Annotated in this window: 14 protein-coding genes, 1 pseudogene and 1 riboswitch; of the genes and pseudogenes, 6 read left to right on the forward strand and 9 right to left on the reverse strand. The window is 73.5% G+C overall.

Features of this window, described 5'->3' with window-relative positions; translation table 11 throughout:
* Window positions 1-75: 75 nt before the first annotated feature.
* Window positions 76-1095, reverse strand: coding sequence for a carbohydrate kinase family protein (locus tag ACZ6JE_RS05690; protein WP_464318406.1), 1020 nt, complete (start codon window positions 1093-1095; stop codon window positions 76-78).
* A 335-nt stretch (window positions 1096-1430) separates the two neighbouring features.
* Between ACZ6JE_RS05690 and ACZ6JE_RS05695 the strand changes: the two genes are divergently transcribed.
* From ACZ6JE_RS05695 to ACZ6JE_RS05705, 3 genes are all read left to right on the forward strand, one after another.
* Entirely contained in the window at window positions 1431-1886 is a 456-nt protein-coding gene (locus ACZ6JE_RS05695; RefSeq protein WP_320477812.1) for a GNAT family N-acetyltransferase, read from the forward strand.
* A gap of 66 nt (window positions 1887-1952) precedes the next feature.
* Window positions 1953-2510 carry a TetR/AcrR family transcriptional regulator gene (locus tag ACZ6JE_RS05700; protein ID WP_192058858.1) on the forward strand — a complete coding sequence of 186 codons (558 nt, stop codon included), beginning with the start codon at window positions 1953-1955 and terminating at the stop codon, window positions 2508-2510.
* A gap of 132 nt (window positions 2511-2642) precedes the next feature.
* A complete protein-coding gene (locus tag ACZ6JE_RS05705) occupies window positions 2643-3446 on the forward strand; it encodes a dienelactone hydrolase family protein (RefSeq protein WP_320479501.1) in 804 nt (267 codons plus the stop codon).
* A gap of 80 nt (window positions 3447-3526) precedes the next feature.
* Here the strand turns inward: ACZ6JE_RS05705 and ribH are convergent, their stop codons facing one another.
* From ribH to ACZ6JE_RS05735, 6 genes and pseudogenes are all read right to left on the reverse strand, one after another.
* A complete protein-coding gene (gene ribH / locus ACZ6JE_RS05710; protein ID WP_192058862.1) occupies window positions 3527-4009 on the reverse strand; it encodes a 6,7-dimethyl-8-ribityllumazine synthase in 483 nt (160 codons plus the stop codon).
* Window positions 4010-4083: 74 nt separating this feature from the next.
* Window positions 4084-4743, reverse strand: a pseudogene (gene ribB, locus ACZ6JE_RS05715) (3,4-dihydroxy-2-butanone-4-phosphate synthase); the annotation flags it as partial.
* Entirely contained in the window at window positions 4740-5441 is a 702-nt protein-coding gene (locus tag ACZ6JE_RS05720; protein WP_464318407.1) for a riboflavin synthase, read from the reverse strand. The pseudogene ribB and the gene ACZ6JE_RS05720, both read right to left, overlap by 4 nt.
* A 194-nt stretch (window positions 5442-5635) precedes the next feature.
* Window positions 5636-5773: riboswitch (FMN riboswitch) on the reverse strand.
* Window positions 5774-5858: 85 nt separating this feature from the next.
* Window positions 5859-6614 (reverse strand): pentapeptide repeat-containing protein, encoded by a 756-nt coding sequence (locus ACZ6JE_RS05725; protein WP_464318408.1) that lies wholly within the window; start codon window positions 6612-6614, stop codon window positions 5859-5861.
* Window positions 6615-6871: 257 nt separating this feature from the next.
* The gene (locus tag ACZ6JE_RS05730; RefSeq protein WP_192058867.1) at window positions 6872-8296 is read right to left on the reverse strand and encodes an L-serine ammonia-lyase; all 1425 of its coding nucleotides are present in this window, start codon (window positions 8294-8296) and stop codon (window positions 6872-6874) included.
* 32 nt (window positions 8297-8328) lie between these two features.
* The gene (locus ACZ6JE_RS05735) at window positions 8329-8958 is read right to left on the reverse strand and encodes a MarR family winged helix-turn-helix transcriptional regulator (RefSeq protein WP_464318409.1); all 630 of its coding nucleotides are present in this window, start codon (window positions 8956-8958) and stop codon (window positions 8329-8331) included.
* A gap of 89 nt (window positions 8959-9047) precedes the next feature.
* Here ACZ6JE_RS05735 and ACZ6JE_RS05740 point away from each other — a divergent pair, with 89 nt between their 5' ends.
* Complete coding sequence (locus ACZ6JE_RS05740; protein ID WP_464318410.1) at window positions 9048-11216, forward strand: MMPL family transporter; 2169 nt, start codon at window positions 9048-9050, stop codon at window positions 11214-11216.
* Window positions 11217-11369: 153 nt separating this feature from the next.
* On the opposite strand, the gene ACZ6JE_RS05745 is transcribed toward ACZ6JE_RS05740, so the two are convergent.
* Window positions 11370-12011 (reverse strand): thermonuclease family protein, encoded by a 642-nt coding sequence (locus tag ACZ6JE_RS05745; RefSeq protein WP_464318411.1) that lies wholly within the window; start codon window positions 12009-12011, stop codon window positions 11370-11372.
* Window positions 12008-13387, reverse strand: a complete 1380-nt coding sequence (locus tag ACZ6JE_RS05750; protein ID WP_464318412.1) for an MFS transporter — start codon at window positions 13385-13387, stop codon at window positions 12008-12010. Before ACZ6JE_RS05750 ends, ACZ6JE_RS05745 begins: the two co-directional genes overlap by 4 nt.
* Window positions 13388-13585: 198 nt before the next feature.
* Here ACZ6JE_RS05750 and ACZ6JE_RS05755 point away from each other — a divergent pair, with 198 nt between their 5' ends.
* Both ACZ6JE_RS05755 and ACZ6JE_RS05760 read left to right on the forward strand, forming a co-directional pair.
* Window positions 13586-13726: a hypothetical protein gene (locus ACZ6JE_RS05755; protein ID WP_192058878.1), complete on the forward strand. Its 141-nt coding sequence runs from the start codon at window positions 13586-13588 to the stop codon at window positions 13724-13726.
* 274 nt (window positions 13727-14000) lie between these two features.
* Window positions 14001-15176: carboxypeptidase regulatory-like domain-containing protein (locus tag ACZ6JE_RS05760; RefSeq protein WP_464318413.1), on the forward strand; the 1176-nt coding region annotated here is incomplete at its 3' end.

Genomic DNA, 15176 nt, shown 5'->3' on the forward strand with positions numbered 1-15176 from the left:
CGGAGCCGCGCACCGAGGCCGGGGCCGAGCCGCGCACCGACGCCCGGGCGGGGCCGCGCTCCGACGCCGTCGGCGTCAGGCGGGCGGGCGGCCTCCGGCGACGGCGAAGGCCCGGGCCGCGGCGCGGGCGCCCCGACGGGCTGCGACGCCCGGCTTGCGAGTCGTCCGCCACGAGTCGATGAACCCGGCGGCGAACGCGTCGCCCACACCCACGGGGTCGACCACGCGGGTCGTCACCGAGGGCACGTCGACGACCGAGCGTCCGTGTCGGGCCAGCACCGCGCCTCCGTCGTCCTGCACGAGGCAGACCACGCCGAAGCGCTCGGCGAGGGCCGTGGCGATCCCGTGCTCGTCGTCGAGACCGGTCAGCAGGCGACCCTCGGCCGGGCTCGCGAAGAACAGGTCGGCTCCGTCGATCGCGTCGAGGAACGCCGCGACGCCGAATCGGCCGATGAAGCCGCTGCTGCCCGGGTCGACGGAGACCGCCGCGCCGGCCTCGCGCGCTCTGGTCATGAGGCGGCGGAGCGGTACTGGAGTGCGCGAGTGGACCACCGAGTAGCCGGTGACGTGCAGCACGGCCGCGGACTCGAGCAGTTCGTCGGGGACGTCGTCGGGATCGAGTGCGGCGCTCGCCCCCCGGTCGGTGAACATCGACGACACCTCGCCCTCGACGGTGATGACGACCGTGCCGGTCGGGTCGTGGGCGTCGTAGCTCAGCCGGGGCAGCACGCCGGCGTCCGCCAGCAGCTGCGCGTGCCGGTGCCGGTCGGAGACCCCGACCCTCCCGACGAAGTCGACCTCGCCGCCGAGCGAACCGAGCCACGCCGCCGTGTTCGCCGCGGCGCCACCCGCCCGGTGCCGGATCAGCGCCTCCGTGTCCGTGCCCGTCGCCGCCGGCGTCGCGGCGGTGACGATGACGTCGTCGAGCACGTCGCCGAAGACCACCACCCTCGTGCGTGGCTCACCAGCGGATCTCGCCAGATCGCCCGCGTCGAGGACATCGATCGGATCGGTCGGGTCGACGGCGGGGGCGGCCGGGTCGGACGGCGCCGCCGGGTCGGACGGGGTGAGGGGGTCGGAGTGGTCGGGGGACATGCGTCTTCCACGGGGCGCGATCGCGTTCGCGCGGGGGTCGGTCGGTCGGAGTCGGATGGGTCGGGTCGGGTCGGGTCGGGTCGGGTCTGATCGGTCGGGCCGGGTGGGTCGGTCCGGACGACGTACAACACCATCACGCCACGGGCCGGGACGTGAGGCCCAGGGGGGAGAATCACCCGTCTACCCCCGTCAGCTTCACCCGCTGGCACCATCCGCCGCCGGAACGACACACGCGCCCAGGGGATCGGGGTACGAGGCGGGGGTACAAGAGGCGCGTCACCGGGAGAAGAGGACGTCGCGCTCGCGGTGTCGGGGGCCGCCGATACCCTGATCCCGTGAACGTCACCCTCCACACCGCGCCCCTCGCCGACATGCCGCCCGTCACCCTCTACGAGCTGCTGAAGCTGCGCGTCGACGTCTTCGTCGTCGAACAGCGGTGCGCCTACCCCGAGCTCGACGGGCGCGACCTCGAGCCCGACGCCACGATGCTCTGGGCCGAGGTCGACGGCCGGGTGGCGGCCACCCTCCGCCTGCTGCACGACGGCGACGACCGTCGCATCGGGCGGGTCGCCACCGCTGCGACGGCGCGAGGTCGCGGGCTGGCCGCCCAGCTGATGGGCCTGGCGCTCGACCGGTGCGCGGGGCGACTCGTGCGGCTCGACGCCCAGGCGCACCTCGCCGACTGGTACGCGCGGTTCGGGTTCGTGCTCGACGGCGCCGAGTTCATCGAAGACGAGATCCCGCACGTGCCGATGGCACGCTCGGCCGACGCGACCGGCGGCGGCCGCTGACACCGCGCCTCCTCGGCCGCTCCGGGTCGTGCACGGGGCACCGCACGACGGCCATATGATCTGGGGATGCCCCGTCGCCCCACACCTCCGCGAGAGCGCCTGCTCGAGGCCGCGCGGTCGGAGTTCGCCGCCCGAGGTCTCGCCGGGGCCCGCATCGACACCATCGCCCGCGAGGCCGAGGCCAGCAAAGAACGGCTCTACGCGCACTTCGCCACCAAGCGCGAGCTGTTCGACGCGACACTCGGCGAGAGCATCGATCGCTGGCTCGCCGCCATCCCCTTCGACGCCCACGATCTGCCCCGCTGGGCCTCCCGCCTCTACGACCACCTCGCCACCCACCCCGACGACGCCCGCCTGCTGCTCTGGGGGCAGATCGAGGGGGTGTCGCTGCCCAGCCCCGGCGTCGTCGACCACGATCAGCTCGAAGACCGTCGACGGGCGGTCCGTGAGGCTCAGCAGGCCGGCGCGATCCCCTCCGAGTGGGATGCCGACGAGCTGCTGACGATGGTCTTCGGCCTCGTGCTCGCCTGGTTCGTCACCCCCGACGCGTCGAATCTGCACACCGGGCCGCACGAACGCCGCTGCGAGGTCGTGCGGCAGGCGGTCACCCGGCTCGTCGGCTGACGCGACGCGCGGCCCCTGCGAGCCGCTGCCGCTGCCGTGCCGAGGAGGAACCGGGCGGGCGCGTCGGGGTTCAGCCGGCTGTGTGCCGAGGAGGCGCGGCGACGGTCGAGCGGGCCGGAGTACCGTGACGGCGTGACCGACAGCGAAGCACCCCTGACCCCCCTCTCCCCTGATCTCGAACGACTGCTTGCGACGGTGCCCGACCCGGGAGGCGTCGAATCGGGCGACGTCGTGTACCGGGACGGAGCGACCGATCTCGAAGGGTTCCTCGCGACGCCGCCCCGCGCCTCCTCGGAGTCGGAGCTGCGCCCCGCAGTGCTCGTGCTGCACGACTGGTTCGGTGTCGTCGACCACGTCAAGGTGCGCGCGCAGATGCTCGCCCGACTCGGCTACGTCGCCCTCGCCGGAGACGTCTACGGCCAGGGCGTCCGCCCCGGCCCCGACGGCGCCGCCGCCGAGGCGGGCCGCTGGTACGGCGACGTGCCGGCCCTCCGCGCACGCCTCCTCGCCAGCCTCGAACGACTGCGCGCAGAACCCGGCGTGGACCCCGAGCGCATCGCCGTGATGGGCTACTGCTTCGGCGGATCGGCCGCGCTCGAACTCGCCCGGGCCGGGGCGCCCGTGGCCGGGGTCGCGGCGTTCCACGGCGGCCTGTCGACCGGTGCACCCGCGCTGCCCGGTGCGGTCAACGCGCCGATCCTCGTGATGACGGGCTCGGCCGACCCGGTCGTCCCCGACGAGGCCGTCGTCGCGTTCGAGGACGAGCTGCGGAACGCGGGCGCACCCGACTGGCAGATCGTGACCTACAGCGGCGCCATGCACGCGTTCGCCGTGCCCGAGGTCGACTCGCCCGAGCACGGGGCGCAGTACCAGGCCGTGGCCGATCGACGCTCGTGGGCGCAGATGCGCGCCTTCTTCGACGAGGTGCTCGCCTAGTCCACGAGGGCGTGGCCCTCGGGGCCTGACCCTCGGGGCCTGACCCTCGGGGGTCAGGGCCCGGGCCCAGCCCTCGGCCGTCAGGGCCGGGGCGCGGCCAGGGCTCGCAGCTGCACGGCGGTGGCGATGGCGGCGTGGGCGGCCTCGGCGCCCTTGTCCTCCTTCGAGCCGGGCAGACCGGCGCGATCGAGCCCCTGCTGCTCGTCGTCGAGGGTGAGCACCCCGAAGCCGACGGGCTTGCCCGTGTCGAGGCTGACCCGCAGGAGCCCGGAGGTCGCGGCGTCCGACACGTACTCGAAGTGCGGCGTGCCCCCGCGGATGATGACGCCGAGCGCCACGACCGCGTCGGCCCCGGACTCGAGGGCCGCCTTCGCGACGACCGGCAGCTCGAAGCTGCCCGGCACGCGCAGCACGGTGGCTGTGGCGCCCAGTCGCTCGGCCGCGGCGAGCGCCCCGGCCAGCAGGCCGTCGCTGATCGTCTGGTGCCAGGTGCCGGCGACGATCGTGACGCGCACGCCCGTCCCGTCGACCTCGAGTTCGGTGGGTGAGCCTTCGCCGCTCATGCGCGGTCTCCTTCGGTGAGAGTGTCGGTGGTGCCGGTGATGTCGGTGGTGTCGGTCGAGTCGGGAGCCGGGAGGTCGCGGTCGCCGAGCCACAGGATCAGCTCGGCGATGGTGATGACGGGGACGCCCTCGCGGCTTCCGAGCTCGAGCAGGCCGGGGAGGCGCATCATCTCGCCGTCGTCGGCCACGATCTCGCTGATGGCGGCCACCGGGCGCAGCCCCGCCGCCTTCATCAGATCGACCGACGCCTCGGTGTGGCCGTCGCGCTCGCGGACTCCCCCGTCGCGTGCCCGCAGCGGGATGACGTGACCGGGGCGGTGCAGGTCGTCGCGCACGCTCGACGCCGACGCGAGGACGCGCAGGGTCGTGGCCCGGTCGGAGGCGCTGATCCCGGTGGTCACGCCGGTCGCCGCGTCGACGCTGACCGTGTAGGCCGTGCCGCGGTCGTCCTCGTTGCGGGCGACCATCGGGGGCAGGTCGAGCCGGTCGGCCTCGGCGTTCGTCATCGGGGCGCAGACGAAGCCCGACGAGACGCGCACCGTCCAGGCCAGCCACTCCTGCGAGGCGAGCTCGGCCGAGAGGACGACGTCGCCCTCGTTCTCACGCGACTCGTCGTCGACCACGATGACGGGTCGGCCGCGCCGCAGGTGCTCGAGCGCGGTCTCGATCGACGCGAGGGGCGTGGTCGGGCCGACCCGCGCCTCCTCGGTCGTCGCGGTCGGCAGCCCGGTCACGGTCGGGCCTCGCCGGCGGTCGGGTCGGTAGCGGTGAGGTGGCCGGGCGCGGCGGATGCGGCGGGCGCGGCAGGCGTGACCGGCGCTGCGAGCGCGTCGAGTCGGAGCATGCGGCGGACGTGCCGGGCCAGCACGTCGGTCTCGACGTTGACGGCGTCGCCGACGGTCTTGGCGCCGAGCGTCGTCACGGCGAGCGTCTCGGGGATGAGGCTTACCTCGAACCACCCGCTCGGGGCCCCCGGCTCGCTGATGGCGCTGACCGTGAGGCTGACCCCGTCGAGCGTGACGGACCCCTTGTCGACCAGGAGCGGTGCGAGATCGTCGGCGAGGTCGAAGCGCACGCGACGCCAGGCCTCGCCGTCTTCGATCTCGACGACCCGCGCGGTGCCGTCGATGTGGCCCTGCACGATGTGCCCGCCGAGGCGGTCGCCGACCCGTGCCGCCCGCTCGAGGTTGACCGCGTCGCCGGGGCCGAACGACCCGATGGTGCTCATGACGAGGGTCTGCCGCATGACGTCGGCGGTGAACGTCTCGTCGTCGTGCTCGACGACGGTGAGGCACACCCCGCTGACCGAGATGCTGTCGCCGTGATCGGCGTCGGCGACCGCGAGAGGGCCGCGCACCGTCAACCTCACGCTGTCGCCCTGATCGTCGATGCGGACGACGCTGCCGAGCTCTTCGACCAGACCGGTGAACACGTCAGCGCACCGCCCCGCGCACGATCGCGGCGGACCCGGTGAGGGGCTGAGCCCCCACGGGGCCGTCGAGCGCCGTCGCGGCGCATCGCGCGGTGGTTGCGGTGGTGCGTGTCATGTCGTCCTCCGGTCGTGGTGAACTCCGGGGACGCGACGCAGGGTCGCAACGGCCCACCGCTCGCTGACGAGTGGTCGGGCCCGCGCTGCCTCTCATCCGGACTATGACCGTCGGTACCGGGATTCCACCGGTTCAACCTCGGCGCCTCGGTGACGAGGTGCCTCGGGTCGCGGACTGTGACCGCCGGTTCAGATTTGCACTGACCCCGGAGCGCGTTGCTCTGATTGCACGATAGCACCGGGGGCCCCGGCGATCCCGGCTGTTCGACGTGGGCGTAGCACCGGGCGACGGGCCGCCCTCGGTCAGTCGACGACGAGCCCCAGATGCGCGGCGAGGACGGGGGCGAGCATCGACAGCTGCTCGTCGTCGATCGTGGCGCCGCTGAGACCGGCGAGACCGTCGATACGCGAGAACGACGTCGTGCGCAGGTCGGTATGAGCCAAGGAGGCGCGGGTGACGTCGAGCGTGCCGACCCGGCAGTCGACGAACGCGACCCGCAGCGCCGTGACCCCGCCGAGGTCGAGTTCGCCGATGCTGCACCCCTCGATGACGACGTCGGTCAGGCGCGCGCCGCGCAGATTGAGGAAGTCGATCTTGCCGCCGACGATGCGGACCGACCGCAGGTCGGCGTCGAACAGCTCGGCCGACCCCCACCGCGGTCGCTCGACCCGCACGTCGTGCCAGGTGCTGCGCGACGCCGCGAGCTCGGGGGCGAAGGAGTCGCTGAGCACCGACTCGACGAAGCGCGCCCCGCGCAGCCGGGCGGCGCCGAGGCGGGGCGACTCGAAGACGCACTCGCTGAACGACGTGCCCTCGAGGTCTCGGTCGGTCAGGTCGGCGCCGACGTAGCGCTCGAGCTCGCGCGAGTCGTGCGGCCCGGGCAGATCGGTGCTGGGGTGGTCGGTGCCAGTGCCGGTGCCGGTGCCGGTGCCGGTGTCAGTGCCGTCCGAGCCGACGTCGACGAGGCCGCGCGGGTCGACCGGGTCGAGGCGCGGGGCGTCGGTGCCGTGCTCGACCGACGCGACGGAACGGGCGGCGGAGCGGCGAGGCGGTGTCATGCGACGAGGCTAGCGGCGGCCGCCGACATCACCCGCGCCTCCTCGGCTGGACGGCCCGGCGTCGGTCGGCTCGGCGTGAGACGGCTCGGCATGGGTCGTCTCAGCTCGGCGACTGGCGACGAAGAACCGCGTTCGCGACGATGAACCGGGATATATCGCGGTTCATCTTCGCGAACGCGGTTCATGGGCGTGCGGGACGCGACTCAGCACTAACTCAGCACTCGATGACGGCGTGCGGGACGCGACTCAGCACGAACTCAGCACTCGATGACGTTGACCGCGAGACCCGCCCGGCTCGTCTCCTTGTAGCTGTCTTTCATGTCGCGACCGGTCTGGCGCATCGTCTCGATCACGGTGTCGAGGCTGACGACGTGACTGCCGTCGCCGAGCAGCGCCATGCGGGTCGCCGCCACGGCCGTGCCGGCGGCGATCGCGTTGCGCTCGATGCACGGCACCTGCACGAACCCGCCGACGGGGTCGCAGGTGAGGCCGAGGTGATGCTCCATCGCGATCTCGGCGGCGTTCTCGATCTGGCGCGGGGTGCCGCCGAGCAGCGCCGTCAACGCACCGGCAGCCATCGACGACGCCGACCCGACCTCGCCCTGGCAGCCGGCCTCGGCGCCCGAGATCGAGGCGTTGCGCTTGTAGAGCGACCCGATCGCGGCCGCGGTCAGCAGGTAGGTGCGCGCCAGCTCGTGGTCGGTCGCCCCGTGGAACCGCATCGCGTAGTACGCCACCGCCGGGATGATGCCGGCCGCCCCGTTGGTCGGCGCCGTGACGACGCGCCCGCCGCCGGCGTTCTCTTCGTTCACGGCCATCGCGTAGGCCTGCAGCCATTGAGCGGGCAGATCGGAGGCCAGCAGCGAGGAGGCGCGGCCCTGGTCGATCGCGGAGCCGCCGAGGGCGTAGCTCGTCGCCCGCTCTTCGTGCTGACGGAGCATCGACGCGAACTGCCGGGCACGCCGCGGCACCTTCATCCAGCCCGGGAGCACCCCCGTCGCCTCGAGACCGGCGTCGACGCAGGCCCGCATCGCGGCCCACCGCGCGTCGAGACCGGCCGAGGCCGCCTCGGCACCGTGCAGCGCGACCTCGTTGCGCCAGGCCAGCTCGGCGATCGACGCCCCCTCGGCGTCGCAGAGCCGGAGGAGGTCGTCGGCGTCGACGAAGGCGAAGGGCGCCTCGGCCGTCGGCACCGCGTGCTCGTCGTCGCCGTCGCGGACGACGAAGCCGCCGCCGACCGAGAAGTAGACCTCGCGGGCGATGCTCGAGCCCTCGACGTCGAAGGCCTCGACGCTCAGGGCGTTGGGGTGACGGGGCATGCGCGTGAGCGGCGCCATGCGGAGGTCGTTGGGGGCGAACGCGATCTGGTGACGACCCAGCAGCCGCAGACCGCCGCCGTGCTCGACCGAGGCCTGCATGCCGGTGACCACGTCGGGGTCGCACGACTCGGGGTCCATGCCCGCGAGACCGGCCAGCACCGCCGACGGGGTGCCGTGCCCGAGACCGGTCGCGGCGAGCGAGCCGTAGAGCACGGCCTCGACCCGTGCGACGTCGGTCAGACGCCCGTCGGCCTCGACGGCCAGCAGGAACTGCCGGGCGGCCCGCATCGGCCCCACGGTGTGCGAGCTCGACGGGCCGATGCCGATCGAGAAGAGATCGAGCGCCGAGACGTGGTCGGTCACGTGCCACCTGCCTTCCGAATTCCCGGACGACGTTACCCGCTGCCGGCGACACCAGCCGAGGAGGCGCGGGTCGGCTGCGCCCCGCCGCCCACCTCGCGCGCACGCTCGGCCATCGCCCCCGACATCCCGTCGAGGAACCGGCGGACCGTCTCGAGCTCCCCCTCGTCGAACTCGGACATGACGCGGTCGCTCATGACGCCGAGCGGCCCGAAGAAGGCGCCCGCCACGGCACGCGCGCGGTCGGAGTAGCGGACGAGCACGCGGCGACGATCGGCGTCGTCGCGGCTGCGCTGCACATGACCGACGCGTTCGAGGCGGTCGATGACCCCGGTGGCGGCACCCGACGTGACTCCGAGCAGCTCGCCGAGCCGCCCCGCCGTGACGGGGTCGCCGCCGCGCTCGGCCTGCATGACGTGCAGCAGCGCCTCGAGGTCGATGTGCCCGAGACCGTGCTGGGTCGCGAAGGCCTGCGCCACCTTCTGCGACTCGGTCGTGAGGCGCTGCATGTGGGTGACGATGTCGTCGGCCAGCGGCGAGCGGTCGGGCCGCCCCTGCCGGTCGGCCGGGCGGGGCCCGTCGGGCGGCACGGGCTGCGCGGCGTCGTCGCGCGCTGCCCGCCCGGCGGGCACGGGGGACGTCGTGGGGTGGGTCGGGTCGGGCATCGGACCTCCTGCGTCTCGATTGTGGCGCACGCCCCTGTGATCTGCAATAGTCTTAGCCGCTAAGACATTCAGTGACCGAAGGATTCTCCGTGCGCACACTCGCCCGATTCGTCAGCGGCCGTCGGACCGCCTGGGCCGTCCTGGTCGCCACCGCGGTGGCCGTGGCCCTCCTCTTCGCCTTCCTGCCGTCGAGCGAGGGCGACGCCGCGCCTCCTTCGGGCGTGCCCGCCTCCAGCCAGTCCGCCGAGGTGACCGCCCTGCTCGACCGGTTCCCGAGCTCGGACACGACCGTCGGCATCCTCGTCTTCAGCGACGGGGGCGACACCCTCGACGACCGGGCGCTCGCCGCGATCTCGGCCCGCGCCTCCGCCCTCGCCGAGCTGTCGACCGCCCCGCAGGCCGTCCGGCCCCAGATCAGCGACGACGGGACGGCCGCGCTGATCGCCGTGCCGCTCGACGCCGACGAAGCCGACGTCGACGTCGCGGGCACGGCGACGGCGCTCCGCGACGCGGCCGGCGCCGAACTCCCCGCCGGCCTCGAGGCGTCGCTGACCGGTCCGATCGGGTTCCAGGACGACATCGCGAACGCGTTCGCCGGCGCCGACTTCCGGCTGCTGCTCGTCACCGTGATCGTGGTCGCCCTGCTGCTGATCGTCACCTACCGCAGCCCCGTGCTCTGGATCGTCCCCCTCGCCGTCGTCGGCGCCGCCGACGCGCTCGCCGGTCGTGTCGCCGCCGCCCTGGCCGAGCCCCTGGGCATCACCATCGACGCGTCGATCTCGGGGATCCTCTCGGTGCTCGTCTTCGGCGCCGGCACGAACTACGCCCTGCTGCTCGTCGCCCGCTACCGCGAGGAGCTGCTGCGCGAACCCGACCGGCACCGCGCCATGCGCACCGCCGTCACGAGCGCCGGGCCCGCGATCGCCGCGAGCGGCGGCACGGTCGCCCTGAGCCTGCTGACCCTTCTGCTCGCGTCGCTGTCGGGCAACCGCGCCCTCGGCTTCGCCTGCGCGGTCGGCGTCGTCATCGCCATCGTCTTCGCCCTCGTGGCGCTGCCGGCGGCACTGGTGGTCTGCGGTCGCGGGCTCTTCTGGCCCTTCGTGCCCCGCGCCTCCTCGGAGGCCGTCGACCACCCGCAGACGACTGCAGGAGGCGCGACCCACCACGCGGCCCCGCGCCGCGGCTTCTGGGATCGACTCGGTCGCGGCGTCTCACGTCGTCCGGCCGTCGTGGCCGTGTCGGCCGTGGCGGGCATCGGCGTGCTCTGCCTCGGGCTCGGCGGCTACGCCGTCGGACTGTCGCAGACCGACCAGCTGCTCGGCGACCCCGAGTCCGTGTCGGCGCAGGTGATCGTCGACGAATCGTTCTCGGCCGGGCTGACCAGCCAGACGGTCGTGCTCGTGCCGACGGACTCGGCCGACGCCGCCACGGCGCTGGCCGCCGACACCGCGGGCGTCGAGTCCGCGACCACCGGAGAATCGTCGGACGGGCTGACCCGCATCGATCTGCAGCTGACGGCCGAGCCCGAGAGCGACGAGGCCTTCGCGACGATCGACCGGCTGCGGACGGCGTACGCCGACGCCGCGGGCGCGGGCGACGGTGCTGGCGCGGGCGACGGGGCCGTGTCAGAAGCACTGGTCGGCGGCAGCGACGCGACCGCCTTCGACACGAAGGTCGCCGCGCAGGCCGACATCGACCTGATCGCGCCGATCATCCTCGCGATCGTGTTCGTCATCCTCGCGCTGCTGCTGCGCTCGCTCGTCGCGCCCGTGCTGCTGATCGCGTCGGTGCTGGCGACGTTCTTCGCGAGCCTCGGGGCGTCGACGTGGCTGTTCCAGAACGTGCTGGGGTTCCCGGCGCTCGACACCGCCGTGACGTTGTACGCATTCCTGTTCCTGGTGGCGCTCGGGGTCGACTACAACATCTTCCTGACGACCCGGGCCCGCGAGGAGGCGCTGGTGCACGGCACCCGCGAGGGCATGGTGCGCGCCCTCGCCTCGACGGGGGCCGTGATCACCAGCGCGGGCATCCTGCTCGCGGCCGTATTCGCCGTGCTCGGGGTGCTGCCCGTGGTGGCGCTGACGCAGGTGGGCGTGATCGTCTGCATCGGCGTGCTGCTCGACACGCTCGTGGTGCGGACCGTGCTCGTGCCGGCCCTGGTCTTCCTGCTGGGCGATCGGTTCTGGTGGCCCGGACTGCGCCGGGTCGGCGACCCGGGTATCGGCGGGTCGGTGTCATCGGGGGCGGGTCAGCGCTGAGCCGCCGCGGATGACGGGAACCCGCCGAACCCGGGGGGCCGCACGCACGCGCGAGCACCGGCACGCACGCGAGCGGGCACGCACACGCTCACGCACACGCTCACGCACGTGCACGCACGCACGCACACACGCAAGTGCGCGCACGCACGCACGTCAGCGGCAGGCGCCCCAGAGCCCGGTGCGGTCGCGTTCGGCACGGGCCTCGGCCGCCACGAACCGGTCTCGGTAGCGGTACGGATCGTCGTAGGTGTCTTCGCGTCCGAAGCCGTCGGCGATGAGGTGCTCGTTGAGCATCGTGCCGTCGGGCGACCAGACGTAGCGCAGCAGCCGGTCGTACCGGTCGGCGTCGCCCTGCGAGGCGTCCGACTCGAGCCAGACCGTGGCCCCCTCGGGCAGCCGCTCGGTCGTCTCGGCGCTCGCCTCGGGCCCGAAGCAGTCGACGGGCGCGTCGGGCTTGACGGTCTCCGGGGTGTCGACGCCGATCAGCCGGATCCGCTCACGCTCGCCCCGCACCCGGACGACCACGGTGTCGCCGTCGACCACGCGCTCGACGACGGCCTCGGCCGCACCGGACGGGACGCTGGTCGGGACGGCCTCTCGACCCGCGCCTCCTGGACCATCGGCGGATCCACCCGCCGGATCGACGCCCGCCCCGTCGCCGAGGAGGCGCGGGAACGCCACGAGGACGACCCCGGCCAGCAGCACCACGAGGAGTCCGAGAGCCCTCCGACGCGTCAGCGGGCGGCGACGCCCGAGCGGCCGCCGCGACCGGGCGGGCCGCCGTCGGGCGCTCATTCGGCCAACCGGGTTCCGCGCAGCTCGGGCAGCTGCGTCGCGGCCAGTGCGCCGACCACGAACACCGCACCGAACAGCACGAAGAGCGTGGGCGGACCCCCGAGGGCGAGCACGGGCGGCACCGAGAGCGGCGCGACGATCGACGCGATGCGCCCCACCCCAGCGGCCCACCCGGCGCCCGTGCCGCGCAGGGCCGTCGGGTAGAGCTCGGGGGTCACGGCGTAGAGCGCTCCCCACGCGCCGAGGTTGAAGAACGACAGGAGCATGCCCGAGATCAGGATCTGCGCGACGCTGCCGCTGACCGCTCCGAAGCCGAAGAACCCGGCGGCCACCGCAGACCCCAGGAGGAACGACGCGAGGGTGCCTCGACGCCCCCACCTCTCGATCAGCCAGGCCGAGACCGCGTAGCCCGGCAGCTGCGCGAGCGTGATGATCAGCACGTACTCGAACGACCGCACGAGCGGGAACCCGGCGGCGACGAGCAGGGTCGGCAGCCAGACGAAGGCACCGTAGTACGAGAAGTTCGTCATGAACCAGACGACCCAGATCGCGACCGTGCGACGCGCCATGCCCGCCCCGAAGAGCTGTGCCAAGGAGGCGCGGGTCGGCCTGCTGACGGCCGCGGGCGCCTCGGTGGCCGGCTGAGCGGGTGCCGGCACCCCCGCGGCCTCCTCGAAGCCGCGGACGGTGCGCTCGGCCTCGTCGTGCCGGCCCCTTGACTCGAGGAAACGCACCGATTCGGGCATGCGGAGCCGCACGAAGACCGCGTAGAGGGCGGGCGCGGCCCCGATCAGCAGCGCCCAGCGCCAGCCGTCGTCGCTGGTCGGGATGACCAGGTACCCCACGAGGGCGGCGCCGATCGAGCCGACCGCCCAGAACGCCTCGAGCAGCACGACGACCCTGCCGCGGATGCGTCGCGGCGAGAACTCGCTGACGAGCGTCGAGGCGACGGGCAGCTCGGAGCCCAGACCGAGCCCGACGACGAAGCGCAGCACGAGCAGCACGCCGACCGACCACGACAGCGCCGACAGGCCGGTGGCCAGCCCGTAGAGCAGCAGGGTCAGGGCGAAGACCGTCTTGCGGCCGAGGCGGTCGGCGAGGGAGCCGCCGACGGCCGCCCCGATCGCCATGCCGGCGAACCCGGCCGAGGCGACCCAGGCGAGCTGCCCGGCCTGGTCGCTCCACACCACGGCCAGCTGCGCGATGACGAACGAGAGCAGCCCGACGTCGAGCGCGTCGAGGGCCCAGCCGATGCCGGAGCCCGCCAGCAGGCGTCGGTGCTTCGAGGTGAAGGGGAGGTCGTCGAGACGCTCGCTGCGGGTGAGGGCCGCACCGGGCGGACGCGCGGTCGCGGGGGCGGTGAGGTCGTCGCTCATGTCGGTCTCTCGGGGATCGGGCGGGGTGCTCGAGCGGGGTGCTCGGGCGGGGTGGTCGGGCGGGGACCACGGTAGCGGCAGCCGCCGACACGGCGAGGTCACGAAGCTGCCAACCCGCCTGCCGGTGCGACCCGCGGCCGCCCGCACGCCTAGGCTCCAGCGACCGGGCCATCGAGGTCCAGGTACGGAGGCGACACCATGGCAGAGAAATCAGCGAAGAAGGACAGCGCGAAGACGGCGGTCCGCTCCCTCAAGGAGAAGCGCGCCGACAAGAAGGGCAAGCGCGACGTCGCCAGCCACGCGGAGGACGCGGTCTCGAAGGTGAAGAAGCGCTCGTAGCACCCCAGGACGACGCCTGACGACGAGCGGCACCGTGCGCCTCACCCTCGTGGGTGCGGTCGACGGTGCCGCGTCGTCGTCCATCGGCCGGGGGGCGCGCGCTCCGGCAGGAATTGAACTAACGTCGGTTTCGCGGCGCGTGTCAGGACGCGTCGCAGACTGGGGCGGCCGGGGGTCGCTCCCGACGGGAGCAGCCTTGAGCCGCGAGAAGTCCGCACCAGCCGAACCGCGCCTCCTCGGCTCGGGATCACCCCTCCGCGGCACGGGACGCCGCATGGCCGCCGCAGGCGTCGCCGTCCTCGTCGCGGTCGCGACGGCGCTCGGCGGGGTGACCACCGCCTCCGCGGCGCACGGTGGCGACTGGGGGGACTTCACGGTCGAGCGCCTGGCGTCCGGCACCGGCTCGGTCGGCACCATGACACTCGACGGCGGGTTCCCCGCGACGTCGTTCACCACGAACGCCTCGTCCGCGACCGTCCCGAGCGGTGCGAGCGGCTGGCAGGGTCCGAACACCCCGCCCGGCCTCGAGTACGGCACCAGTCGCGGCACCACGTACCTGAACCTCCGACCCATGCGCGACTCCCCCACCCCGCAGGCCGCCTCGGTCACCACGTACACCTTCGCCTCGGCCACCCCCACGGCCGGCTGGTCGTTCGTGCTGGGCGACGTCGACGCCGACCAGGCGACGATCACCGCGCTGGACGCCGAGGGAGCGCCCGTCGGTTCCGACGCCCTGGGGTTCCAGGGCGTCTACAACTCGTGCGGACTCGCCGGCAGCCCCTCGTGCGCCGGCGGCGGCACCGGCGACGTGCCGAGCTGGGATCCGGCCACCGCGACCCTGACCGGCAACGCCGCAGCCGCGGACACCGAGGGCGCCACCGGCTGGTTCAGCCCGACCGTCGCGCTGTCGAGTCTGACCATCACGTACCAGCAGCGCTCGGGGCGACCGATCTACCAGACCTGGTTCGCGACGAAGACGTTCGCCGCATCCGGTGTCGCGCAGAGCACGGTCGACGGCACGACGACGCCGTACGAAGGAGGCGCGGTGACGGTCGCCGACGCCACCGGACGCGTCGTCGCGACGACGACGACCGACGCCGACGGGCGCTACGCCTTCCCCGCCCTGACCGCGGCACCCGGCTACACCGTCACGATCACCCCGCCCGACGGATCGACGGGTGCGACGACGCAGGACTTCTCGCTGGTCGCGGGCGACCGTGCCGACCTCGACTTCGCCTTCTCGGCCACGACCGCACCCGTCGACCCGGAACCGGACACGGTCGACATCGTCGGCACCATCACCGACGACACCGGCGACCCCGTCACCGACACCCCGATCACCATCATCGACACCGACACCCAGGACGTCGCGATCGAGACCACCACCGACGACACCGGCGCCTTCGAAGCACCCGACCTCACCCCCGAGACCGACTACACGATCATCGTC

This window comes from Frigoribacterium sp. AC759 (assembly GCF_979256015.1).

What these genes read in the sequence shown, in the direction of transcription:
- ribH (WP_192058862.1), bottom strand. Translation starts at nt 4,009, where the DNA reads ATGAGCGGCGAAGGCTCACCCACCGAACTCGAGGTCGACGGGACGGGC.
- ACZ6JE_RS05750 (WP_464318412.1), bottom strand. Translation starts at nt 13,387, where the DNA reads ATGAGCGACGACCTCACCGCCCCCGCGACCGCGCGTCCGCCCGGTGCG.
- ACZ6JE_RS05745 (WP_464318411.1), bottom strand. Translation starts at nt 12,011, where the DNA reads ATGAGCGCCCGACGGCGGCCCGCCCGGTCGCGGCGGCCGCTCGGGCGT.
- ACZ6JE_RS05755 (WP_192058878.1), top strand. Translation starts at nt 13,586, where the DNA reads ATGGCAGAGAAATCAGCGAAGAAGGACAGCGCGAAGACGGCGGTCCGC.
- ACZ6JE_RS05725 (WP_464318408.1), bottom strand. Translation starts at nt 6,614, where the DNA reads ATGACACCGCCTCGCCGCTCCGCCGCCCGTTCCGTCGCGTCGGTCGAG.
- ACZ6JE_RS05735 (WP_464318409.1), bottom strand. Translation starts at nt 8,958, where the DNA reads ATGCCCGACCCGACCCACCCCACGACGTCCCCCGTGCCCGCCGGGCGG.
- ACZ6JE_RS05690 (WP_464318406.1), bottom strand. Translation starts at nt 1,095, where the DNA reads ATGTCCCCCGACCACTCCGACCCCCTCACCCCGTCCGACCCGGCGGCG.
- ACZ6JE_RS05700 (WP_192058858.1), top strand. Translation starts at nt 1,953, where the DNA reads ATGCCCCGTCGCCCCACACCTCCGCGAGAGCGCCTGCTCGAGGCCGCG.